The 22,186-nt window shown below is 44.1% G+C and carries 23 protein-coding genes; 15 read left to right on the top strand and 8 right to left on the bottom strand.

The features are described from left to right. Positions 1 to 36 precede the first annotated feature (36 nt). The 7 genes from ubiE (at position 37) to lhpI (ending at position 5,424) form a co-directional block, all read left to right on the top strand. Positions 37 to 792, top strand: a complete 756-nt coding sequence (gene ubiE, locus MSP8886_RS03660; protein ID WP_067012753.1) for a bifunctional demethylmenaquinone methyltransferase/2-methoxy-6-polyprenyl-1,4-benzoquinol methylase UbiE — start codon at positions 37 to 39, stop codon at positions 790 to 792. Between the two features lies 1 nt (position 793). Beyond that, positions 794 to 2,437 carry a ubiquinone biosynthesis regulatory protein kinase UbiB gene (ubiB, locus tag MSP8886_RS03655; protein WP_067012751.1) on the top strand — a complete coding sequence of 548 codons (1,644 nt, stop codon included), beginning with the start codon at positions 794 to 796 and terminating at the stop codon, positions 2,435 to 2,437. Between the two features lie 16 nt (positions 2,438 to 2,453). Continuing rightward, the gene (locus MSP8886_RS03650; protein ID WP_067012749.1) at positions 2,454 to 2,783 is read left to right on the top strand and encodes a phosphoribosyl-ATP diphosphatase; all 330 of its coding nucleotides are present in this window, start codon (positions 2,454 to 2,456) and stop codon (positions 2,781 to 2,783) included. Positions 2,784 to 2,792: 9 nt separating this feature from the next. Continuing rightward, positions 2,793 to 3,008 carry a Sec-independent protein translocase subunit TatA gene (tatA, locus tag MSP8886_RS03645; protein WP_067012747.1) on the top strand — a complete coding sequence of 72 codons (216 nt, stop codon included), beginning with the start codon at positions 2,793 to 2,795 and terminating at the stop codon, positions 3,006 to 3,008. 2 nt (positions 3,009 to 3,010) lie between these two features. After that, on the top strand, positions 3,011 to 3,556 hold the full coding sequence (tatB, locus tag MSP8886_RS22515) for a Sec-independent protein translocase protein TatB (RefSeq protein ID WP_083200765.1): 546 nt from the start codon (positions 3,011 to 3,013) through the stop codon (positions 3,554 to 3,556). Positions 3,557 to 3,581: 25 nt separating this feature from the next. Then, complete coding sequence (gene tatC / locus MSP8886_RS03635) at positions 3,582 to 4,343, top strand: twin-arginine translocase subunit TatC (protein WP_067012745.1); 762 nt, start codon at positions 3,582 to 3,584, stop codon at positions 4,341 to 4,343. 133 nt (positions 4,344 to 4,476) lie between these two features. Further along, the gene (gene lhpI / locus MSP8886_RS03630) at positions 4,477 to 5,424 is read left to right on the top strand and encodes a bifunctional Delta(1)-pyrroline-2-carboxylate/Delta(1)-piperideine-2-carboxylate reductase (protein WP_067012743.1); all 948 of its coding nucleotides are present in this window, start codon (positions 4,477 to 4,479) and stop codon (positions 5,422 to 5,424) included. A gap of 30 nt (positions 5,425 to 5,454) precedes the next feature. Here the strand turns inward: lhpI and dtd are convergent, their stop codons facing one another. The 3 genes from dtd to thiI form a co-directional block, all read right to left on the bottom strand. Continuing rightward, positions 5,455 to 5,889: a D-aminoacyl-tRNA deacylase gene (dtd, locus tag MSP8886_RS03625; RefSeq protein ID WP_067012741.1), complete on the bottom strand. Its 435-nt coding sequence runs from the start codon at positions 5,887 to 5,889 to the stop codon at positions 5,455 to 5,457. Positions 5,890 to 6,054: 165 nt separating this feature from the next. After that, complete coding sequence (gene typA / locus MSP8886_RS03620; protein ID WP_067012739.1) at positions 6,055 to 7,875, bottom strand: translational GTPase TypA; 1,821 nt, start codon at positions 7,873 to 7,875, stop codon at positions 6,055 to 6,057. Between the two features lie 403 nt (positions 7,876 to 8,278). Then, entirely contained in the window at positions 8,279 to 9,730 is a 1,452-nt protein-coding gene (thiI, locus tag MSP8886_RS03615; RefSeq protein ID WP_067012737.1) for a tRNA uracil 4-sulfurtransferase ThiI, read from the bottom strand. Between the two features lie 334 nt (positions 9,731 to 10,064). Here thiI and glnA point away from each other — a divergent pair, with 334 nt between their 5' ends. The 8 genes from glnA (at position 10,065) to MSP8886_RS03580 (ending at position 16,816) form a co-directional block, all read left to right on the top strand. Continuing rightward, positions 10,065 to 11,471: a glutamate--ammonia ligase gene (gene glnA / locus MSP8886_RS03610; RefSeq protein WP_067012734.1), complete on the top strand. Its 1,407-nt coding sequence runs from the start codon at positions 10,065 to 10,067 to the stop codon at positions 11,469 to 11,471. Between the two features lie 221 nt (positions 11,472 to 11,692). Beyond that, positions 11,693 to 12,778, top strand: a complete 1,086-nt coding sequence (gene glnL, locus MSP8886_RS03605) for a nitrogen regulation protein NR(II) (RefSeq protein ID WP_067012732.1) — start codon at positions 11,693 to 11,695, stop codon at positions 12,776 to 12,778. Then, positions 12,775 to 14,208 carry a nitrogen regulation protein NR(I) gene (ntrC, locus tag MSP8886_RS03600; protein ID WP_067012730.1) on the top strand — a complete coding sequence of 478 codons (1,434 nt, stop codon included), beginning with the start codon at positions 12,775 to 12,777 and terminating at the stop codon, positions 14,206 to 14,208. Before glnL ends, ntrC begins: the two co-directional genes overlap by 4 nt. 174 nt (positions 14,209 to 14,382) lie before the next feature. After that, positions 14,383 to 14,772, top strand: coding sequence for a DUF3461 family protein (locus MSP8886_RS03595; protein ID WP_067012729.1), 390 nt, complete (start codon positions 14,383 to 14,385; stop codon positions 14,770 to 14,772). Positions 14,773 to 14,919: 147 nt separating this feature from the next. Then, positions 14,920 to 15,477: an L-threonylcarbamoyladenylate synthase type 1 TsaC gene (gene tsaC / locus MSP8886_RS03590; protein WP_083200763.1), complete on the top strand. Its 558-nt coding sequence runs from the start codon at positions 14,920 to 14,922 to the stop codon at positions 15,475 to 15,477. Between the two features lie 155 nt (positions 15,478 to 15,632). Continuing rightward, positions 15,633 to 15,971 (top strand): hypothetical protein, encoded by a 339-nt coding sequence (locus MSP8886_RS22440; protein WP_217491318.1) that lies wholly within the window; start codon positions 15,633 to 15,635, stop codon positions 15,969 to 15,971. Further along, positions 15,919 to 16,248 carry an AHH domain-containing protein gene (locus tag MSP8886_RS22785; RefSeq protein WP_217491325.1) on the top strand — a complete coding sequence of 110 codons (330 nt, stop codon included), beginning with the start codon at positions 15,919 to 15,921 and terminating at the stop codon, positions 16,246 to 16,248. Before MSP8886_RS22440 ends, MSP8886_RS22785 begins: the two co-directional genes overlap by 53 nt. Then, on the top strand, positions 16,241 to 16,816 hold the full coding sequence (locus tag MSP8886_RS03580) for an imm11 family protein (RefSeq protein WP_067012728.1): 576 nt from the start codon (positions 16,241 to 16,243) through the stop codon (positions 16,814 to 16,816). Before MSP8886_RS22785 ends, MSP8886_RS03580 begins: the two co-directional genes overlap by 8 nt. A gap of 99 nt (positions 16,817 to 16,915) precedes the next feature. On the opposite strand, the gene MSP8886_RS03575 is transcribed toward MSP8886_RS03580, so the two are convergent. The 5 genes from MSP8886_RS03575 to MSP8886_RS03555 form a co-directional block, all read right to left on the bottom strand. After that, positions 16,916 to 17,629: an ABC transporter ATP-binding protein gene (locus MSP8886_RS03575; RefSeq protein ID WP_067012727.1), complete on the bottom strand. Its 714-nt coding sequence runs from the start codon at positions 17,627 to 17,629 to the stop codon at positions 16,916 to 16,918. Next, on the bottom strand, positions 17,626 to 18,507 hold the full coding sequence (locus tag MSP8886_RS03570) for an ABC transporter ATP-binding protein (RefSeq protein ID WP_067012725.1): 882 nt from the start codon (positions 18,505 to 18,507) through the stop codon (positions 17,626 to 17,628). The genes MSP8886_RS03575 and MSP8886_RS03570 overlap by 4 nt, the downstream gene beginning before the upstream one ends. Beyond that, complete coding sequence (livM, locus tag MSP8886_RS03565) at positions 18,504 to 19,775, bottom strand: high-affinity branched-chain amino acid ABC transporter permease LivM (protein ID WP_067012719.1); 1,272 nt, start codon at positions 19,773 to 19,775, stop codon at positions 18,504 to 18,506. The genes MSP8886_RS03570 and livM overlap by 4 nt, the downstream gene beginning before the upstream one ends. After that, on the bottom strand, positions 19,776 to 20,687 hold the full coding sequence (locus MSP8886_RS03560; RefSeq protein ID WP_067012717.1) for an ABC transporter permease subunit: 912 nt from the start codon (positions 20,685 to 20,687) through the stop codon (positions 19,776 to 19,778). 88 nt (positions 20,688 to 20,775) lie between these two features. Continuing rightward, a complete protein-coding gene (locus MSP8886_RS03555; RefSeq protein ID WP_067012716.1) occupies positions 20,776 to 21,888 on the bottom strand; it encodes a branched-chain amino acid ABC transporter substrate-binding protein in 1,113 nt (370 codons plus the stop codon). Positions 21,889 to 22,186: the final 298 nt, after the last annotated feature.

Below are 22,186 nucleotides of genomic sequence, written 5' to 3'. Positions count from 1 at the left end.
TTGGCGCAATATGTCGCCTCTAGGATGAAGTAATTTATGCAAGACGATCAACAAAAAACCACCGACTTTGGCTTTAAAGAAATCCCCAAAGATGAAAAAGTAAAAGCCGTCGCCAATGTATTTCACTCCGTCGCCGCAAAATACGACATTATGAATGATTTGATGTCTGGTGGCATTCATCGCATTTGGAAACGTCACACCATCAGCCAATCAGGTGTACGCGCTGGCAATAAAGTACTAGACATCGCAGGTGGCACAGGCGATTTAACCTTACAATTTTCTCGTTTGGTAGGAAGCCAAGGGCAAGTCATTCTTGCCGACATTAACGATTCTATGTTAAAAGTTGGTCGCGATAAGCTCGTTAATAAGGGCGTTGTTGGTAATGTACAGTTTGTCCAAGCCAATGCCGAAGAGCTGCCTTTTCCCGATGATACCTTTGATTGCATCACCATTGCTTTTGGTCTTCGTAATGTGACAGACAAATCCAAAGCATTGGCCTCTATGTACCGTGTGCTGAAGCCTGGTGGCCGCTTGTTAGTATTAGAGTTTTCAAAACCAGAATCACAATCTTTATCGGCAATCTATGATCAATACTCTTTCCGCCTTCTCCCCCTCATGGGCAAAGTCATTGCCAATGATTCTGAAAGCTATCGCTATTTGGCGGAGTCTATTCGTATGCACCCTGATCAAGAAACGCTAAAAGGCATGATGGACGAGGTAGGCTTTGAGCGAACCAGCTACCAAAACCTGACCGGTGGCATTGTCGCCTTACACAAAGGATTTAAATTCTAATATGTTCAGAAGCGCCTTTCGTTTAACTCGCATCATTTTCACTGTGCTGCGCTTCCGCCTTGACGCCCTTATCCCATTCGATAAGCTGCCTTGGTATCTTCGCTATACCGTTGGCCCTTTTTTTTCCTTGGGACGCCAACGCGCCATCAGAAATCGTGGAGAACGCCTGCGTCTTGCCTTGGAGTCTTTAGGCCCAATTTTTGTTAAATTTGGGCAAATCCTGTCGACTCGACGTGATTTACTCGACGATGATTTAGCCGATGAGTTGGCACGATTACAGGATAAAGTCCCTGCATTTTCTGGCCAGCTGGCCCAAAGCATCATAGAAAGAGACTTAAAAGCCCCTGTTAGCGAACTGTTTGCTGAATTCTCGGCGGCCCCCTTAGCATCCGCCTCCATCGCGCAAGTACATACTGCCAAACTTCATTCTGGTGAAGACGTCGTTGTTAAAGTTATCCGCCCTGGCATTGAAAAAACCATTCGCCAAGACATTAGATTGCTTTATTCACTTGCTCACTTTATCGCGAAAAGCAGTTCAGATGGGCGTCGTTTACGCCCAGTTGAAGTGGTTACTGATTACGAGTACACCATTTTAGATGAGTTAGACCTTGCAAAAGAAGCCGCCAATACGGGTTTGTTACAGCGTAACTTCACAGACTCAGATTTACTTTATGTACCCCAAGTTTACTGGGATTATTGCCATAAAAATGTCATGGTCATGGAGCGTATTTCCGGTATTCCCGTGGCAGATATTGACGCCCTCAATGCTGCAGAGGTCGATATGAAATCGCTTGCTGAGCGGGGTGTCGAGATTTTCTTCACACAAGTTTTTTCACACAGTTTTTTTCACGCGGACATGCACCCCGGTAATATTTTTGTCGACGCTACCAACCCATTGCAGCCTAAGTATATCGCCATTGACTGCGCTATTATGGGCAGTTTGGATGATGCAGACAAAAACTATTTGGCACGTAACTTATTAGCCTTCTTCCAACGAGATTACCGCATGGTAGCCCAGTTACACGTTGAAAGTGGTTGGGTTCCAAAAGAAACACCGGTACACGCCTTTGAGTCGGCCATTCGCAGCGTCTGTGAACCCATGTTTGCCAAACCTCTTAAAGATATTTCTTTTGGACAAGTACTCATTGGTTTATTTCAGACGGCTCGCCGCTTTAATATGGAAGTCCAACCTCAGTTGGTTCTATTGGAGAAAACCCTACTCAATATTGAAGGATTAGGCCGACAACTCTATCCAGACTTAGACCTTTGGGTGACGGCCAAGCCGTTTTTGGAGCGCTGGATGCGCCAACAAATGGGCCCTAAACGTATGATAGAAGAAGTTCGTAAACAGGCCCCAGAATGGGCTGGCCAATTTCCAAAGTTACCAAACCTTATTTTTTCTGCTTTAACACAAATTTCGAAGCAGGAAGAACTCATGACACAACAAACCCATGCGATAGAAGCTCTCACAAAAGAAGTAAACCAAGCCAATCGTGGCCTACCATTCAAGCTACTAGGACTGGTCAGCTTAGGAGCCGCTTGGTTTATATCTGACCCAGAATCATTGCAAAGATTACAAACCGCGGATATATTCAGTATGTTACTGTTTGCTGCGGGGTTATACTTACTAGTATTAAAGCCGTAACATTCGAGAGGTTATAATGCACACCAACGTACTGGCAGAACTTGCAGCAACACTAGAGCAGCGAAAATCTGCTAACGCGGACTCATCTTATGTTGCCAGCCTTCACTCCAAAGGGTTAAATAAAATCCTTGAGAAGGTGGGTGAAGAAAGCACAGAAACCATTATCGCAGCAAAAGATGCTGTCCTTTCAGGAGATAAAAGCGACCTTATCTATGAAACGGCCGATCTATGGTTTCATACCCTTGTCATGTTATCTCACTTGGATTTAGGGCCGGACGCCATATTAGATGAGCTTGCACGACGCTTTGATTTATCCGGCTTAGAAGAAAAGGCCAATCGCAATTAGGAGAACGAAATGTTAGGTGGTGTTAGTATTTGGCAATTACTGATTGTCTTAGCGATTTTAGTACTGATCTTTGGTACTAAAAAACTGAAAAATCTAGGCTCAGATCTAGGTAGCGCCGTTAAGGGCTTTAAAGAAGCTGTTAACAAAGAAGAGGATGAAAGCGACAAGCAAACACAAAGCAAAGTCATTGAATCCGAAGCGAAAAAAGACGATAAGAGCGCCTAACTTTGTTCGACATTGGTTTTTCTGAATTACTGGTGGTATTCGTCGTGGCCTTGATTGTTCTTGGCCCTGAACGATTGCCTATTGCAGCAAAGACGGCTGGCTTGTGGATTCGCAAAATTCGACGCAGCATTAACGCTGTACAGCGCGAGATTAATGCCCAACTTGATCAGGAAGAACTCGCCCGCAAGATAGAACAAACCAATCAGCGCATTAAAAAAGAGGGTGAGGACGTCCAAAACGCCATTCTTTCTGGTGATAAATTGCCTATAGAGGAAGAGGACTCCTCCTCGAAAGCATCCGTCATGTCAGAGGAGAACAAACTCCCTCCTCAAGAAGGAATCGTCGTGGCTGAGCAAAATATTGAAGCCAAAACAAAAGAAACCTTGGCAGAGCTACAAACGGGCTTCAACGACCCAGCCTCTGCGACGTCAGCTGCCTCTCCGTCAACAGCCGAAGAACAGCAAGGTGATTCAATATTAAAAGAGGCTCATTCTTCAACAGCCAATACAAAAGAAAAAGCCAGTACTACAGAGTCAACTCGTTCTTAATTAACTTGCGGATTGTATACCCTTTATGAGCACAGATTCTCACGATCAAGCACCGCTGGTCGCTCATTTAATTGAGCTACGTAATCGCCTACTTAAATCCATCATAGTAATATTGGTTATTTTCCTTGGACTTTATTACTTCGCCAATGACCTGTACTTAATCGTATCTGAACCGCTACGTATGCTACTCCCCAAAGGAAGTACACTGATTGCGACCGAGGTGGCTTCTCCTTTTCTCGCACCACTGAAACTGACCTTTGCCATTTCCGTGTTAATTTCCATCCCTTTTACTCTATACCAGGCGTGGTCTTTTATTGCTCCCGCGCTTTACAAGAATGAAAAAACCGTTGCGATTCCACTGCTGATTTCTAGCGTCATCTTATTTTACGCGGGCGTTCTCTTTGCCTACTACGTGGTATTACCCTTAATTTTTGGTTTCTTTACCAGCGTAGGGCCGAGCGATGTTCGAGTCATGACAGACATTAACAACTACCTTAACTTTGTTTTGAAGCTCTTTTTTGCCTTTGGTATCACCTTTGAGATTCCTGTTGCAACCTATTTGCTCATCAAAGCAGGGATAACAACGGTTGAAAAGCTCTCCAAAAAACGCCCTTATATCATTCTTGGCTGCTTTGTGATTGGCATGTTACTGACACCGCCTGACATTTTCTCCCAAACACTATTAGCGGTACCAATGTGGATGCTATTTGAAATGGGATTATTAGCTGGTCGAACGGTCAAAGTCGTTGTTGACAATGAAGCAGAAGAAGCAACGGAAACCAATTAAGCCTTGAATCTCCTATCAAGGTAATGAAACAGGGTGCTTGCCGGCATCCTGCCAACTCTTTGCTCGAAGAATCTAGACCTTTAGCAAACTCTTCTTTACCCTGTACTTTACGCAGTCAAAAGAAGGAAGCGACATGAAAACCATTGGGGCCGAAGAGGTTCAACAAACATTATCGTTCGAAGAATTGATCCCCGCTCTGGCACTCGCCTTTCGCAGTGAATTTGGCATGCCACAACGACAAGTGTACTCGCTTCCTGACGGCACAGCCGAAAAACACGACACCTTTGCTGTTTTACCAGCGTGGACAAAGGATGTGGTTGGCGTTAAGTCTTTTACCCATTACCCCGACAACCCCAATCAAGGCCGTTTAACCGTGGCGGCTCAGGTACTGTTATTCGACAGAAAGACAGGGAGCCCTATCGCTCTTGTCGATGGCACCAGCTTAACGTATTGGCGAACCGCTGCGGTCTCCGCATTAGCCTCCAGCCTACTGGCTCGCAAAGATGCCAGCACACTTTTACTCTTCGGAACAGGTGAACTCGCACCTTATATGGCGTTAGCACATGCCAGCGTTCGCCCCATCCAGCATATTTTCATCCATGGGCGCTCAGAAGAAAAGAGCAGCAAGGTTCAAGCCCTTATTCAAACCGCGCGCCCCGACCTTAACGTTGACATCTGCGATAATGTTGAAGATGTTATCACTCAAGCGGATATCATCAGTTGCGCCACAGGCAGCCCTACCCCGCTATTTAAGAGCGTTAGTCTGGCTGCAGGCACACACATTGATTTGGTGGGAAATCATCACACGCACTGTCGAGAATGCGATACGGCCACCATAAAGATGTCCCACGTCATTGTTGACAGTCGATTAAACGTCTTAAACGAGGCAGGAGAGATTTTAATTCCACTCAAAGAAGGCAGTATCGATGAATCGCACATAAAGGGCGAGTTGGCTGAACTCTGTTCAGGTAAAGTACAAGGGCGAAAGAGTAATAGCCAAATTACCTTATTTAAGTCTGTTGGCACGGCGCTCGCCGATGTTGCCAGTGCTTATCATGTGTATCAGACGCTGAACAACTAATTCTCAACGCCCTTAATCGAGCATAAACACTTAATTCAATAAAAAAGTGACGGGGCCGTCATTGGTAAAAGACACTTTCATATCCGCACCAAAGCGCCCTGTTTCAACACAGTCATACTGAGCACGCACTTTTTCCACAAAATCATTAAACAAACGCTCCCCTTCTGTAGGCACAGCGGCTGTGGAAAAACCTGGCCGCAATCCCTTCTTAGTTTCAGCTGCTAAAGTAAATTGTGACACCAGCAATACGCCACCACCCACTTGCTGAACATTCAGATTCATCTTGCCATCACCATCGCTAAACATACGATATTTCAACAGTTTATCAGCCAACCTTTGAGTATCAGCTTCTGTATCGCCTTTTTCAATTCCTACCAATACGAGCTGTCCGTGATCAATGGCACCTACCACTTCCCCCTCAATCACCACTTTGGCATTTAACGCCCTTTGCACTAATACTTTCATGCTTTCTTTCCTCGCTCCCCCCACTAAATGAGTCGTATGACTTTAACAAAGTCTAGAAAAAACAAAAGCGCCCGAAGGCGCTTCTGCTCGCTCACAGATTTATTTGCATAAACCCATTTGCTGCTGCTCTATAAAGCGACGCAATACGCCACTCAATAACCGCTATTACTTACGACCAGCACGTTTACGCTCGTTTTCCGTTAGGAACTTCTTACGAATACGAATGCTTTCTGGTGTTACTTCGACCAACTCATCGTCTTCGATAAACTCAAGCGCCTGCTCAAGTGTATGACGAATAGGTGGTGTCAAGGTCAAGGCTTCATCCGTACCAGATGCACGTACGTTGGTCAACTGCTTACCCTTAACAGGGTTAACAGATAGATCGTTGTCACGAGAGTGAATTCCGATAACTTGGCCTTCGTAAATTTCAACCGCATGGCCCAAGAACATACGACCACGGCTTTGCAAGTTAAACAGTGCATAAGCCGCTGTTTTACCAGTCAACATACTGATCAACACACCATTTTGACGGCCACGAACGTCACCATCCTTCACAGGACCGTAATGGTCGAAAACACTCGTCATAATACCAGAACCAGACGTTAGCGTTAGGAACAAGCCACGGAAACCAATCAAGCCACGAGAAGGTGTCATGAACTCAAGACGTACACGACCTTTACCATCGGGCTCCATGTTTGTTAACTCAGCTTTACGCAAGCCAAGCTCTTCCATCACCGCACCTTGATGCTGCTCTTCTACGTCAATGACCACTTGTTCGTAAGGCTCTTGGATTTTACCATCCACTTCTTTTTGAACGACTTCGGGACGAGACACACCCAGCTCAAAACCTTCACGACGCATGTTCTCGATCAATACAGATAAGTGCAACTCACCACGACCAGACACGATAAACTTATCTGGTGTGTCACCTTGACGAACACGCAATGCCACGTTGTGGATCAGCTCCTGATCTAGACGATCTTTAATGTTTCGAGAGGTAACAAATTTACCTTCTTTACCTGCAAACGGCGAATCGTTCACCATGAAAGTCATGCTAACCGTTGGCTCATCAACAGTTAATGCAGGAAGCGCCTCAACACACTCTGGATTACATAGAGTGTCAGAGATACTTAGGCCATCGATACCTGTGATACACACAATATCACCAGCAGATGCCTTGTCTGTGTCTACGCGCGCAAGACCATGGTAGCCCTTCACGTTTAGAACCTTACCTTTACGCTCTTTGCCATCCGCTGATTTAACAATAACTTGCTGGTTAGGTGACAAGCTACCGCGAGTAATACGGCCAACACCGATAACACCAACATAAGCATCGTAATCCAATGCAGAAACTTGCATTTGGAACATGCCTTCTGGATCAACATCAGGAACAGGCACACTATCGACGATCATTTGGTAAAGCGGCGTCATATCTTCTGCCATGCTTTCTGGGTCGTTACCAGAGATACCATTGATAGCAGACGCATAGATAACAGGGAAATCAAGTTGTTCTTCTGAAGCGCCAAGGCTATCGAACAAGTCAAACACTTGATCCATAACCCAATCAGGACGCGCACCAGGACGGTCAATTTTGTTGATAACAACGATAGGGCGAAGACCACGCTCAAACGCTTTAGAGGTTACAAAGCGAGTTTGTGGCATAGGGCCATCAACCGCATCAACCAACAACAACACAGAGTCTACCATGGACAATACACGCTCTACTTCACCACCGAAGTCAGCGTGTCCAGGTGTATCCACAATATTGATACGATAATCGTTCCACATAATTGACGTATTTTTCGCCAAAATGGTAATACCACGTTCTTTCTCTTGGTCGTTGGAGTCCATAATTCGTTCTGAACCAAGGTCTTTACGATCAAGCGTACCAGATTGGCTTAGAAGTTGATCAACCAAAGTCGTTTTACCATGGTCAACGTGGGCGATAATAGCTACGTTACGTAACTTTTTGATATCATTAGACATTTATAGTTCTCTGCATTAAGCGTAAGCAAGAAGATACACCGCCGCTTGGCTTGGGCTATTATGCTATTCAAGCGCGTCGGATCTTGGTGCGGGGTAAAATTCGCGCAATTGTACCCTTATATTGATCAATATCCCATTAAAGAGACAAAAAAAGTCACAATAATTAATCAAGGCCAATCTGTGCGCAATAAAATATTTGTGCCTTAGACACAATCCATCTGAAATAAAAAGCGACTCTATCTCAAACCTATTGTGACCATCTTGCATCAATTTTATGTCAGTGTAATGACTGTTTATTCAAACTACTGCCATTCATAAAATCAGCAGGACAATCACATCGAAGGCTTTGCATTTGTACAAAGCCCTCCAACTGCAAGGCTAATTTTATATTCAGACTCTGGGATTAAGGTAAATAAATCCCTACGTTAGTTCGACCTTTGCCTAATAAATAGGAAGCATGAATACGGCTCATGACGCCTTTACCACAATAAAGCAGATGCATTGTTTCTTGGTCTAATTCATGCCAGCTAGAGTCTAACGCAAAGAAAGGGATCACCTTAACTGGACGGCCGCTGACTTTCAGAGGACGCTTCGCCGCTTCATCCGGATGACGAATATCCACAATTACTTCATCACCAACAGGCATACGTACGACAGGAACCTCACCTTGATACTGCTTTGCCACGTCATCCATTACATTTTGGATAGACATAACTTGAGCCTCTTCCACCGCTTTATCCAGCACAGCAAAATCAAACTTACTTTCTTCTCGTTCGACTCGGTGCATACGGGCTCGAGTGGTCGGGTTGACGGAAATCACACCACAGAATTCAGGCATACTGGCAGCAAAGGGCGCAGTGCCAATTTCAATGGCTTTATCAATAATTACTTGCTTATTGGTGGTAATCAACGGACGTATCACCAACTCTTCTGTCACTTGATCAATGACTTTCAAGTTAATCAAGGTCTGACTAGAGACTTGCGCAACGCTCTCACCGGTTACTAGTGCCTTCGCCCCGACGCCTTCCATGACTTTAGAAGCAGCCCTGAGCATCATACGCTTAAGAATAACCCCCATCTCAGCATTATCCACTTTAGTCAGTATTTCCCCCACCACCGCTTCAAAAGGGACTGTAACAAATTTAACATTCAGGCCTGAGCCGTACTTTTCCCAAATAAAGTTGGAGACTTGCTTCACACCAATTTCGTGGGCATCGCCACCTAGGTTGAAAAAACAAAAGTGGGTTTTTAGGCCTCGACTCATTGTCATAAAAGAACTGACAGTGGAGTCATATCCCCCAGACATAAGAGACAATACTGAGTCTTGGGAACCCAGTGGGTACCCTCCCAAGCCCTCTACACGCTGCTCAATCATCCACACGCGTTGATCGCGAATATCAATAGGCACCAGCACTTCAGGGTTTTTCAAACGCACCGCTAAAGCACCACTGCGGGCTTTTAGACAGCCACCAATGTAACGTTCGGCTTCTACTGAAGTGAAATCATGATGACCAACCCGTTTAACACGAACGGCAAAAACAGCATCTTTTAACATTTCACCGTAAGACACCATAGCCTCTTCAACAATGCCATCTAAATCAGTAAATGAAAACTCACGAACAAACTGAAAATGCGCAATACCTGCTATATTCGACAGAGCAACGGTAAAGTCCTCTCGCAGCTCATCCTTTTCAGAAAGCACTTCGATGAAATCCCAATTACCCGCCACAACGACATCAGCATCATGCTTTTTCAGAACCAACCTCATATTGTGACGAAGTTGTTTAACAAACGCCTTTCTCACTGGACGACTTTTTATAGTGATTTCAGGAAAGAACTTAACAATAAATTTCATAGGAATTGCAACGCATACCAGATGGTTAAAAAAGGCGCACAGTATAATAAAAGATACCGACAACGAAAACCGACATTTTCGCACCACAATAAAGCAAAAATACTTTTTTACGCACTGTATTGGTTCGTTTATTTACTGTATTGTCTTTTTGTCGGCTACAGAAGTGTGCATTTTTTGTAGAAATATTTTTAAGATAATGTTTTAAAAGACTTTTTTACAATGCCCAACATTCTGGCATAAGTTATGCTTTATATTGGGACATTGTGCTTTACGGCTAGCACGCTTTTTCGCAAAGTCGAATACTTTATTGTTTAAATTAAATTGGAGAACAACTATGTCAAACAAGACCCTTGATTTGATTGCTGAGCACGACGCGAAGTGGGTTGACCTTCGCTTTACTGATTTCCGCGGTAAAGAGCAGCATGTGTCTATTCCAGCACCTTCGATCGACGAAGAGTTTTTTGAAAACGGTCAAATGTTTGATGGTTCATCCATTGCTGGCTGGAAAGGCATTAACGAATCAGACATGATCATGATGCCACAAGATGATACGGCTCTAATCGATCCTTTTACTGAAGAAGCAACTATCATTGTTCGTTGTAACATTATCGAACCTTCTACCATGCAAGGCTATGATCGTGACCCTCGTTCTGTTGCACTTCGTGCCGAAGAATTCCTAAAATCTACTGGCCTTGGTGATACCGCTTTCTTTGGTCCTGAGCCAGAATTCTTTGTATTTGACGATGTTCGCTGGAAAGCAGATATGTCTGGCTGTTCTGTTGAAATCAATGCAGAAGAAGCCGCTTGGGCGTCTAATAAAAAATTCGAAGGCGGCAACATGGGCCACCGCCCGAGTGTAAAAGGCGGCTACTTCCCTGTTCCACCTGTTGACTCCCATCATGACCTACGTGCGGCAATGTGCGGCGCGATGGAATCTATGGGCCTAGCCATTGAAGTTCATCACCACGAAGTAGCGACAGCTGGCCAAAACGAAATTGGTGTAAAATTCAACACCATGGTTAAAAAGGCAGACGAAGTACAAATCCTTAAGTACTGCGTACACAACGTTGCCCATGCATACGGCAAAACAGCAACGTTCATGCCTAAACCAATCGTTGGCGACAACGGCTCTGGTATGCACGTTCACCAATCTTTCTGGAAAGATGGCGTTAACCAATTCGCTGGTGACCAATATGCAGGTCTATCTGAAACCGCTCTTTATTACATTGGCGGTATCATCAAGCACGCTAAAGCATTGAATGCGTTTACCAACGCATCTACTAACTCTTACAAGCGTCTTGTTCCTGGCTTTGAAGCACCTGTTATGCTTGCTTACTCCGCTCGTAACCGTTCAGCTTCTATCCGTATCCCGTATGTGGCAAGCCCTAAAGGTAAGCGTATTGAAGCACGCTTCCCTGATCCAACCGCTAACCCATACCTAGCCTTCGCTGCTATGTTGATGGCAGGCCTTGACGGTGTGAAAAACAAAATTCACCCTGGCGATGCAGCAGACAAAGATTTATATGATCTTCCTGCTGAAGAAGCATTGGCTATCCCACAAGTGGCAGGCAGTCTAGAAGAAGCACTTAAGTGCCTAGATGAAGATCGTGAGTTCCTAACTCAAGGTGGCGTATTCTCTGACGATATGATCGATGCATACATCGATCTTAAGACAGAGGAAGCTCTTCGCGTATCAATGACAACGCACCCAGTTGAGTTCGAACTTTACTACAGTGTATAAGCATTGTAGCCAATAAAAACTCAGCAAGTTTTTAATAAAAAAGCCCCGCCTTATATCGGGGCTTTTTTTTGCGCTAAAATAAACCAGACAACTCGCTTGGCACTAAAATGGTGCAGCTAACTGAACTCATGCAAGCAAAGCCTATATAAACTGGCTTTATTTATTTGCCCAATGTTGGTTCGTATTTTGCACATAATAAGATTCAATAGAGAGGCACCCAAGTGTATAGTTTATTAATAGACCACTTATCGACCGCCGTGGTTCAAGTTAACCGCGAGCTAGGTATTGAATATTTAAACCCGGCAGCTGAAATGTTACTGGCGGTTAGTCGTCGACGTATATACGGCCAAGATATCGGAGCGGCTTTTCATGAAAACGAAGAAAGCATCGCTTCTTTGTATGCTGCCATTGAATCAGGTCATCCTTTTACTAAACGGGATGCCGAAGTCGAGCGTGCTAACGGAAAAAAACTATTCTGTGATTATACGGTGACACCTATTACTGGCACCATGAATACCACAGACAGCTTGTTGATTGAGTTTTATCCCCGTGACCGCATGAAGCGTATCTCCCAAGAAGATGAACTAATTGCGAACCACCAATCAAGCAAAGAATTGGTTCGCGGCTTAGCCCATGAAATAAAAAATCCACTCGGCGGTATTCGTGGCGCCGCACAATTGATCAGCCGAGCCTTTACTGACGAAGCACTTAAAGACTATACACAAGTCATTATTGAAGAATCTGACCGACTTAGGGATTTAGTGGATCGTTTGCTCGGACCACGCCAGCTTCCCCAAAAAGCACCATTGAATATTCACCGAGTACTAGAGCGAATTAAACAACTCATTTTGGTGGAATCGGATGGCCAGATTGAACTGGTTCGTGACTATGACCCAAGCATTCCCGATATCATCGGTGATGAATCTCAACTGATTCAAGCCATGCTCAATGTCTCTCGTAACGCTATGCAAGTTCTTTTAGAGCAAGAAGACAACTTGCATAAGGAGATTAAAATAGTCACTCGAGCTCTTCGCCAATTTACTATAGGGGCCAACCGTCATCGCCTCGTCTGTAAAGTGAGCATTATTGATAATGGACCAGGTATCCCTGAGCACATTATGAAAACACTTTTTTACCCCATGGTTAGCGGACGAGCCGACGGAACGGGGCTTGGGCTTTCGATTTCCCAGTCGGTCATTCATCAACATAACGGCATCATCGAATGCAACAGCCAGCCACAAAGAACAGAATTTAATGTCTTGATACCTATCGAGACATCATCTCAAGATAAGGAGACGAACCCATGACACAACAAGAGACGGTATGGATTGTTGACGATGACAGATCCATACGCTGGGTCTTAGAGAAGACACTTGAACAAGAAGGCATCCAATGTCAACTTTTCGACTCCGCCGACAATCTTGTCAAAATGCTTAGCCAAGAGCAGCCTAGCGCTATCATCAGTGATATCCGAATGCCAGGTATGGATGGATTAGCACTGCTGGAGAAATTACAAAAAGAACACCCTTACTTACCTGTTATCATCATGACAGCGCATTCAGATTTAGAAAGTGCGGTGGCGTCTTATCAAGGTGGCGCCTTTGAGTACCTTCCCAAGCCCTTTGATGTAGAAGAAGCAGTTAGTCTTGTTAAACGCGCTATCTTACACCATCGTAAATCGATGCCCAGCTTAGATGAAACAGAAGTCGCTGAAATCGAAGCACAAGTCGATAAAGAGATCATCGGTGAAGCACCGGCCATGCAGGAAGTCTTCAGGGCCATTGGTCGCCTAGCAAATTCCAATATCACCGTCTTGATTAATGGGGAATCTGGTACGGGTAAAGAATTGGTCGCTCAAGCCTTACATCGTCATAGCCCACGCGCCGCTAATCCTTTTATCGCCCTAAACATGGCAGCCATTCCTCACGATTTAATCGAGTCCGAGTTATTTGGTCATGAAAAAGGGGCCTTTACTGGTGCAAATACTCAACGACGTGGACGCTTCGAGCAGGCCAATGGCGGCACCCTTTTCTTAGATGAAATTGGCGACATGCCAGCAGAAACGCAAACTCGCTTATTGCGGGTGTTAGCAGACGGTGAATTCTATCGCGTTGGTGGTCATACGCCTGTCAAAGTAGACGTACGTATCATTGCTGCGACACACCAAAACCTTGAGGGCTTAGTCACAAAAGGCTCATTCCGAGAGGACTTATTTCATCGTCTCAATGTTATTCGCGTTCACTTACCCAAATTAGCAGAGCGTCGTGAGGACATTCCAAAACTGGCTCGTCACTTCTTAAATCGCGCTGCTGAAGAACTGGCTGTCGAACCGAAGTTTCTCTCTAAAGAAACAGAGAACTATCTCACTCGATTAGAGTGGCCCGGTAATGTTCGACAACTAGAAAACACCTGTCGCTGGATCATTGTCATGGCTTCAGGTAGAGAAGTGCTGGTAGAAGATCTGCCGCCCGAGCTTTTGGCCTCTATCCCAAGTGAACAGCCGTTTGGTTCCTGGGAAGACGCTCTGAAAAATTTTGTCGACAGCGCCTTAGCCAGTGGACAAAAAGGCATTTTAGATGACATTGTACCAAAGTTCGAACGTATTATGATCGAAACAGCCCTAGCACATACTGCAGGCCGCCGTCGTGATGCCTCTTTATTATTAGGTTGGGGGCGCAACACCCTGACCCGTAAAATTAAAGAATTAGGCATTGATCACTCTGAACAAGAAGATTAAGAGACGAAACTCTCATCAGCAAAGATTGCTGCGCTGCCCATCTTAGTCACCACAAGACGCAGGGAATGTTAGATTCCCTGCGTCAGCTCAACTTTCTCACGGCTAGACCTTGCTTTTCCTTAAACAATCCCATACTAATTGAGGTAAGCAAGAAACATACACAAGGAATCAATGATGAGCAGCAGCTATCCAACACTCAAATCCATGGGCATTAGCAGTACGGAGAATATTGAGAAATTTACTTTGCGCTACGAGAATAGCCAAGATGTACTAAAAGTCTATTATCGTCGAGAAAAAGGCTCTTTATTACCGAAAAGTAAAAAGTTCAAATTTGGTCGCTCTACCAAAACCGTTTTAGCCGATGGAGGTCAGCAAACCTACCGACAAGTTCAAGAGCCCTCCCTGATCGTCGTAAGAGCCATGGAAGAGCTAGAACAAATTGTCGGCAAGCAGAAAGAAGAGAAAGTCACCAGAGAAGAACTGATTAACGAGATTGAGCACTTAGAAAAAGTCATGCAGAACAAAATTTCAGAGATCAAGCACAAGATCAATGCATTGAAATAAGACGGCTCAAGAAACATTTTCATTCGCTTGTCCTTAAAGAATAGCATGGCGGGCTCGTTGTTATGAGCCCGTTACTGGCTTAGGCTGTCAAATCCCGCTAGAATCATCACCGTCATACCACTCCTATTGAAAGTAAGTGATCGCTTCATGTTGTTAATTTCATCACCAAAAGATTTAGCCTTAATCATTCGTCAAGGCGGTGTCATTGCCTACCCAACCGAGGGGGTGTGGGGACTCGGCTGCGACCCATTTAATGAACAAGCCGTCAAGCGGATTTTAACCCTCAAATCTAGACCCATGGAAAAAGGACTGATCCTAGTGGGTGGGCACGCCAATCACTTAAAGCCATGGACTGACACCCTAGAACAAAAAGCAGCAGAACGTCTCATCAGCCAAACGGAAACTCCAACGTCTTGGGTTGTGCCTGATACCAGCATTGCTCCTGCGTTTGTGAGAGGCGAACATCAAAGTGTCGCCATTCGTCTTTGCCGACATCAACCTGTACAGGCTCTTTGTGACGCTTTTAATGGGGTTATCGTATCTACATCTGCTAACCCCGCAGGGCTTGAGCCAGCCATAAGTGCCATCGAAGTAGACAATTATTTCGGCAATCGAATTGATGCCATTTACGATGCCCCCCTTGGGAATGCCACTCAGCCCTCACAAGTAAAAGACATATTAACAGGCAAACTGTTTCGCGCTTAAGATTAAAAAAAGCCAATTTACCCTTAAATAGGGTACAAGTATGTGGGTAACGTTATTTTTACACACAGATAAGAACAAGACCTATCGCTCTAAGCTTTTAAACTGATTTATAATTAAGTACTCTTTGTCTTTCAGCAGAGTAAGCAGGGAATGCAATGAAAACGGAGCAACATATAGTTGAGTTAACAGAGCTTGAACAAGATATTTTAGAAGAAACAGGTAATAGGGACTTTGCGAGAAAGCAAGCTTACTCCTTCGCTATTCATTACCGAGGGGAGATAATTGACGCTGTAAGATATAAAAAGGGGTTGATTTCACAAGATGACTTACAACTATCTCGTAATATTCGTTGGACGAGTTATGATAAACACAGCGAAAAATTAGCTAGCAATATGCTAAAAGCCAATCGTGGACCAAGGCCTAACCATGTAGAAGCGCACCATATTAGTACCTTGGAATGCTGTTTCAAAATCCGGTGCTGCCCAGCGCTCTAGACTAAGACTAGCGGCATGGGGAATCGACATAGACCACGAGGCAAATGGGGTCTGGCTCCCAAAATCATCTCGATTTATACCACATGAAAAGTTCCCTCTCGCCAAGTCCCATAAAAAAATCCATACTAACATTTACTACCTAAATGTAGAGTTTATGCTTAATGAAACAATAGCTGAAGGTCTTGGCAGACAAGGTATCATTGAAACTCTTAGAGATATCGGAGAAGACTTACAAAACAACGAATTCCCACTCCACGAGCTAATCAAAGATGAATAACAACACTACAGTATTTAGCATCACATACGATATTGAGAGCTTTCCTATTCTGGAGGAAGTAAGCCTTGAATTAACGATACAAGCGACATCCGGCGACCTACTCGACTTACATGGAAAACCTCTTAGTAAGAAGTGGACACCTCTCAATTTGAAATGGTTTTATGACGATCAGAATTTAGAGAACGGCCTCCCGGATATTGCTTTATGGAGAGCAGGAGAATACGCCTGCTCAGAAGAAATACTGCCAATAATAAAAAAAATAACGAAGAACTCATGTGAATTTCTCCCTTTGAAAGTAGGGGAGGCTAATTGGTTTGCAATACACACTCTAAAGACTGTTGATGCTATAGATCGAGAGCAAACTATTTTTAATCTAAGAGCTAATGGTAAAGTGAATAGAACAAAAAAATTTAAAAAACTTGTGTTAAAATCAGATGTGATAAATGAGGCAGGTCTATGCCACGTAAAAGATGCTGGGTTACACACATATTGTTCAGAAGCATTTCATAGCGAAATAACCAATATGGGAATACGAGGGCTTATCTTTAATAAACGCCAAACTTCTTAACCCAGCTTTACCTGAGAACATCGATAGAAAAAACAGTGGACTTATACAATAAGCCCACTGTTTTTGTTGATAACCAACGTTAGACCCTTACATAATGGATCAATGGCCGCCTAAGTAAGCCTCACGTACTTCTGGGTTCACTAGCAACTCTTGGCCTGTACCAGTTAAACGAATTTCTCCATTTACCATTACATAACCGCGGTCAGCAAGTTTTAAAGCATGGTTCGCATTTTGCTCAACAAGAAAGATAGTCATCCCAGTGCTGGCAACATCTTCCAAAATTTTAAAAATTTGCTTAACAATAATCGGCGCGAGTCCCAAACTTGGTTCATCTAATAATAGCAGCTTAGGACGACTCATCAGGGCACGAGCAATAGCCAGCATTTGCTGTTCACCACCCGACATGGTTGACGCCCGCTGGTTGCGACGCTCTTTCAGTCGAGGAAACAGCTCAAACATATGCTGCATATCTTTCTCCGCGTGCTCCATGCCAATGGGAATCGTCCCCATTAACAGGTTCTCTTCTACCGACATGCCAGGAAAAATGCGACGTCCTTCCGGAGACTGGGCCAATCCATGAGACGCCACATAGTGCGCGCTTTTCTGCGAAATATCCTCACCTCGATAGACAATTTCTCCTGATGAAATGCGAGGTTGGCCGAAAATAGACATTAATAAAGTTGACTTACCTGCTCCGTTGGCACCAATTAAGGTGACAATTTCCCCTTCCGTCACCGTTAGCGACACTTTCTTTAATGCTTGGATTGGACCGTAATGGACATCAACCTCTTTAAACTCCATCAAGGTTGTCATAGGGTCACCTCCTCACCTTCTTCTGCGCCAAGATACGCCGCAATGACTTTAGGATTATTCTTAATGTCATCTGGATTCCCTTTAGCAATCACTTCACCATGATCCAGTACCACAATATAGTCCGAGATATCCATGACCATACCCATATCATGCTCAATCAGTAACACTGTCGTATTATGCTGATCGCGCAGTACGCGTATCATTTTGGTCAACGCCTCTGTTTCTGAAGGGTTCAACCCCGCTGCGGGCTCATCCAAACAAATAATTTCTGGATTGGTACACATCGCACGCGCAATTTCTAAACGGCGCTGCTGACCATAAGACAACTCACCCGCCAAGCGATTAGCAAACTCGGTCAAATCCACTACACCCAACCAATAAAAAGCTCGCTCTAACGCTTCATCTTCTGATCTTTTATAAGAAGAGGTATTGAAAATACCAGCTAAAAGGTTTCGATTCGCTCGCATATGCTGAGCAACTAATAGGTTTTCTACCACGGACATTTCTTTAAATAAGCGAATATTCTGGAAAGTCCGTGACAATCCGGCACGGTTCACCAAATGCGAACCACCAAACATTTTATATTTTAAACGCTGATAAAAAGCGACAGGGGAGATAAAGTCAGTTACCTTAAATGGCTCGCCCAACACTTTAATGACACTGGTGTCTTTGCTATTTGCTGACAACATAATGTGTCCACCCGTTGCTTTATAAAAGCCAGTCAGACAATTGAACACTGTTGTTTTCCCAGCACCATTTGGCCCAATTAAAGCCGATACCGAACCACGTTTTATATTAAACGTCACATCATTAAGGGCCTTGATGCCACCAAAGTGCATGACCAAGTTTTCTACAGTTAAGATGTTCTCTTGGCTCATTTCACCACCCCTTCTTTTCGAGCAAAGCCACGTCGAGTGACACGAACAAGACCACGAGGTTTCCAAATCATCATGACGACCATCAAAATTCCGAATAACAAAATACGATATTGCGCCACTTCCCTTAGTAGCTCAGGCAATACCGTTAAACAGAACGCAGCAATCACCACACCTACCGTTGACCCCATCCCGCCAAGAACGACGATGGCAAGAATCAGAGCAGATTCGAAGAAGGTAAATGAAGTGGGGTTAATAAAGCCTTGATAAGTTGCAAAGAACACACCAGCAATACCGGCTATCGCAGCCCCCATCATAAACGCAGACAATTTCACTAACACATGATTAAGGCCTAGCGAACGACAAGCAATCTCATCTTCACGCAAGGCTTCCCAAGCTCGGCCAATGGGCATCTTGACTAAACGATGTTTGATAAACAACACCGCCCACACAACGACAAACAAGACTAAATAGACAAACATGTACTTATGAGCAGAATCATAAGGTACATTAAAGAACTCATGAAAGGTTTCGCCATGGGCAGAACGCCGCTTAAATTCCAAACCAAATAAAGTCGGCGCAGGGGCTGTGATACCATTTGGCCCATGGGTAAATGACTGCCAGTTGGTGAGTACAAGACGAATAATCTCACCGAAACCAAGCGTAACAATCGCAAGATAATCACCGTGCATTCGAAGCACAGGGAAACCCAAAATTGCCCCAGCACACGCAGCTAAAATCGCTGCAATTGGCAACATAGACCAAAATCCCAAGCCGAGATGATTATACCCTAGCGCCAAACCATAGGCGCCAATGGCATAGAACCCCACGAAGCCTAAGTCCAATAAACCTGCCAGCCCCACAACGATATTAAGACCCAGCCCCAGTAAGACATAAATCAACCCCAAAATAACAATCGTGAGCACATACTTGGAAGCAATGAAGGGCACTAAAAGGCCAATGACCATCACTAGTGGAATAATCCAAACCATTTGGGATTTATGATTTGGGGGTAAGACAGTCACACCATCGTTATTATTGGTATAACGAAATGCCATCATCTTGCCACGATGCGTTTGAAAGAAAGTCGACATCAAAAAACGCCCAACAAACACAATCGCAACAATCACGAATACTCGATCAAAGCTCAGCTTAAATTGGTAACCATTGAGAACGATCCCCATGATGGGTCCGAAAACCACCAGTGCCATCAACGCTGCGATAATGGCATCAGTCCCACTTTTTTTGTAACTAATATCAGTCTGAGTCATTTACACTTTCTCCACGGCAGGTTTACCAAGAAGACCACTTGGGCGAATAATCAAAATAAGCACAAGTAGAGAGAAAGAAAACACATCCTTATAGTCAGAGCTGATTAAGCCTGCAAATAAGGATTCGGACAACCCAAGAATTATGCCCCCAAGCATGGCGCCAGGTAATGATCCAATGCCACCAAGTACCGCAGCAGTAAAGGCTTTGATCCCCATAATAAAGCCGATATAGAAATCAAACGAACCATAATCCAAGGTCACCAAAACACCGGCTAAGGCGGCCATAGAAGAGCCAATGACGAACACGGAAGAAATCACTTTGTCAGTATCAATCCCTAAAATCGACGCCATTTTTCTATCTTGTTGCGTCGCACGACACATGCGCCCCAACTTGGTTTTCTGAATGATGTAAGTCAAAACCCCCATGCCGGCAAAGGCAATCAACAAAATCAATATTTTCATATAAGTAATTTGAACAAAGCCATCACCAACATGAAAACGAATGGCTCCAGACAATAACGTTGGTACACCCTGTTGATTAGGGCCCTGACTCAATTGCACATAGTTTTGTAAAATTAACGACATACCAATTGCAGAAATCAGAACAGAAAGACGGCTTGAATTGCGCAGTGGACGATATGCCACCCGCTCGATCACCCAACCATACGCCCCCGTGACAATAATTGTAAAAATCAACGTGCCAATCAGTATGAAAGGAAAAGATTGCACGCCAAAAAAAGTAAGTAATGCAATCGCGATAGCGGTGAGATAAGCCGAGACCATGTAAACATCGCCATGGGCGAAGTTAATCATCCCAATAATGCCATATACCATTGTATAACCGATCGCAATAAGTCCATAAACAGAACCAAGTGTTAACCCATTAACCAGCTGCTGGAGAACGATATCCATCGTAAAACCTCATGGGGGGGAATAAACTAAAGACAGGCTCATTGGTATCTATATACCAATGAGCAAGTAAACCAACTAATTAGGGCAATTAGTCAAGTTGATGGTATTTACCTTTGTCATCCCACTTATACATGACATAGTCGGATACGGTTAGATCCCCTTTTTTATCAAAGGTTTTCTTACCCATAACAGTATTGACTGAGTGAGAATGCAGCCAAGTCGCAGCTTCCACAGGATCTAGATTAGTTTTGGCAAGGGATTCAGCGACTACTTGCATCGCGGTGTAGGCGTAAAGTGTGTAACCTTCTGGCTCATAACCACTATCACGGAATTCTTTAACAACCGCTTTACCTGCAGGGTAGCTAGTTGGATTAGCACCAAAGGTCATGTAGACGCCATTGACGTATTTCGCACCACCTGCCACTGTTACAAACTCATCGGACACGATACCGTCACCAGACATAAAGATGGCCTTTGAACCTTGATCACGGAGCTGACGAACCAATGGGCCCGCTTCAGAATGAAGACCACCGAAGTAAACCAAGTCGGCGTTTACTGAACGAATTTTCGTTACCAAAGCATTAAAGTCTTTCTCACCACGAGTCAAACCTTCATACATCACTTCTTTAACACCATAGCCATTTAGCGTTTTCTTCATGGCGTCTGCCAAGCCTTTACCATAAGTGGTTTTATCATTAATGATAGCAACACGTTTGGCTTTTAATGTATCCACGATATAGCTTGCAGCGACGTCACCTTGCTGATCATCACGGCCACAAACACGGAATACATTGGGTAGTCCACGATCAGTTAAGATAGGGCTAGTAGAAGCGGGGTTAACCATCAACACGCCAGCGTCAGCGTAAACGTTTGATGCAGGAATACTAGAAGAGGAGCAGAAGTGACCGACCACCGCCACAACATCATCAGAGTCCACTAATCGGTTTGCAACAGACAAGGCTTGTTTTGGCTCACAAGCATCATCCGCTTTAATCAAGTTAATCTTTTCACCATCAATACCGCCTGCAGCATTAATGTCGGCTGCCGCTTTTTTGGCCCCTTCCCACAACTGCTTACCAAATGCTGCATTGGCACCGGTAAATGGACCCGCCACACCGATATTCACATCAGCTTGCGCTAAGGTCGCAGCACCTGCTACCGCAATGGAAAGTAACGTTTTTCTTAAAGTTGCATTTGACATGTTTAGAGCTCCCACTTTTTTATTTATCGTTTTTATTAAATAGCAAGAAGCGTTCCAGAAAATTAAAACCAAAGAAATGATGATAAAAATGGAACTATTTATTTTTTTTATAAAAAATGTGCACATTTTTCACACACAAGATTAATCCGTGCACAAAAATTGGTCAATATCAAAAAAGCAAATCTTTGAAATAAAATAGCGGATATAGATAAATGGAAAGCACAAAAAACTATAAATTAAACATTTTAAGGATTATATTTGGGACAGCAAAGAACATCGCACCGAAAAAAAGCAATAA

The sequence above is a fragment of the Marinomonas spartinae genome (genome assembly GCF_900089775.1).
In the GTDB taxonomy this organism is placed as follows: Bacteria; Pseudomonadota; Gammaproteobacteria; order Pseudomonadales; family Marinomonadaceae; genus Marinomonas; species Marinomonas spartinae.
The sequence above is the reverse complement of the archived record's forward strand: the minus strand, read 5'-3'. Positions and strand labels throughout refer to the sequence as shown.

What these genes read in the sequence shown, in the direction of transcription:
- ubiE (WP_067012753.1), top strand. Translation starts at nt 37, where the DNA reads ATGCAAGACGATCAACAAAAAACCACCGACTTTGGCTTTAAAGAAATC.
- ubiB (WP_067012751.1), top strand. Translation starts at nt 794, where the DNA reads ATGTTCAGAAGCGCCTTTCGTTTAACTCGCATCATTTTCACTGTGCTG.
- MSP8886_RS03650 (WP_067012749.1), top strand. Translation starts at nt 2,454, where the DNA reads ATGCACACCAACGTACTGGCAGAACTTGCAGCAACACTAGAGCAGCGA.
- tatA (WP_067012747.1), top strand. Translation starts at nt 2,793, where the DNA reads ATGTTAGGTGGTGTTAGTATTTGGCAATTACTGATTGTCTTAGCGATT.
- tatC (WP_067012745.1), top strand. Translation starts at nt 3,582, where the DNA reads ATGAGCACAGATTCTCACGATCAAGCACCGCTGGTCGCTCATTTAATT.
- lhpI (WP_067012743.1), top strand. Translation starts at nt 4,477, where the DNA reads ATGAAAACCATTGGGGCCGAAGAGGTTCAACAAACATTATCGTTCGAA.
- dtd (WP_067012741.1), bottom strand. Translation starts at nt 5,889, where the DNA reads ATGAAAGTATTAGTGCAAAGGGCGTTAAATGCCAAAGTGGTGATTGAG.
- typA (WP_067012739.1), bottom strand. Translation starts at nt 7,875, where the DNA reads ATGTCTAATGATATCAAAAAGTTACGTAACGTAGCTATTATCGCCCAC.
- thiI (WP_067012737.1), bottom strand. Translation starts at nt 9,730, where the DNA reads ATGAAATTTATTGTTAAGTTCTTTCCTGAAATCACTATAAAAAGTCGT.
- glnA (WP_067012734.1), top strand. Translation starts at nt 10,065, where the DNA reads ATGTCAAACAAGACCCTTGATTTGATTGCTGAGCACGACGCGAAGTGG.
- ntrC (WP_067012730.1), top strand. Translation starts at nt 12,775, where the DNA reads ATGACACAACAAGAGACGGTATGGATTGTTGACGATGACAGATCCATA.
- MSP8886_RS03595 (WP_067012729.1), top strand. Translation starts at nt 14,383, where the DNA reads ATGAGCAGCAGCTATCCAACACTCAAATCCATGGGCATTAGCAGTACG.
- tsaC (WP_083200763.1), top strand. Translation starts at nt 14,920, where the DNA reads ATGTTGTTAATTTCATCACCAAAAGATTTAGCCTTAATCATTCGTCAA.
- MSP8886_RS22440 (WP_217491318.1), top strand. Translation starts at nt 15,633, where the DNA reads ATGAAAACGGAGCAACATATAGTTGAGTTAACAGAGCTTGAACAAGAT.
- MSP8886_RS03580 (WP_067012728.1), top strand. Translation starts at nt 16,241, where the DNA reads ATGAATAACAACACTACAGTATTTAGCATCACATACGATATTGAGAGC.
- MSP8886_RS03575 (WP_067012727.1), bottom strand. Translation starts at nt 17,629, where the DNA reads ATGACAACCTTGATGGAGTTTAAAGAGGTTGATGTCCATTACGGTCCA.
- MSP8886_RS03570 (WP_067012725.1), bottom strand. Translation starts at nt 18,507, where the DNA reads ATGAGCCAAGAGAACATCTTAACTGTAGAAAACTTGGTCATGCACTTT.
- livM (WP_067012719.1), bottom strand. Translation starts at nt 19,775, where the DNA reads ATGACTCAGACTGATATTAGTTACAAAAAAAGTGGGACTGATGCCATT.
- MSP8886_RS03560 (WP_067012717.1), bottom strand. Translation starts at nt 20,687, where the DNA reads ATGGATATCGTTCTCCAGCAGCTGGTTAATGGGTTAACACTTGGTTCT.
- MSP8886_RS03555 (WP_067012716.1), bottom strand. Translation starts at nt 21,888, where the DNA reads ATGTCAAATGCAACTTTAAGAAAAACGTTACTTTCCATTGCGGTAGCA.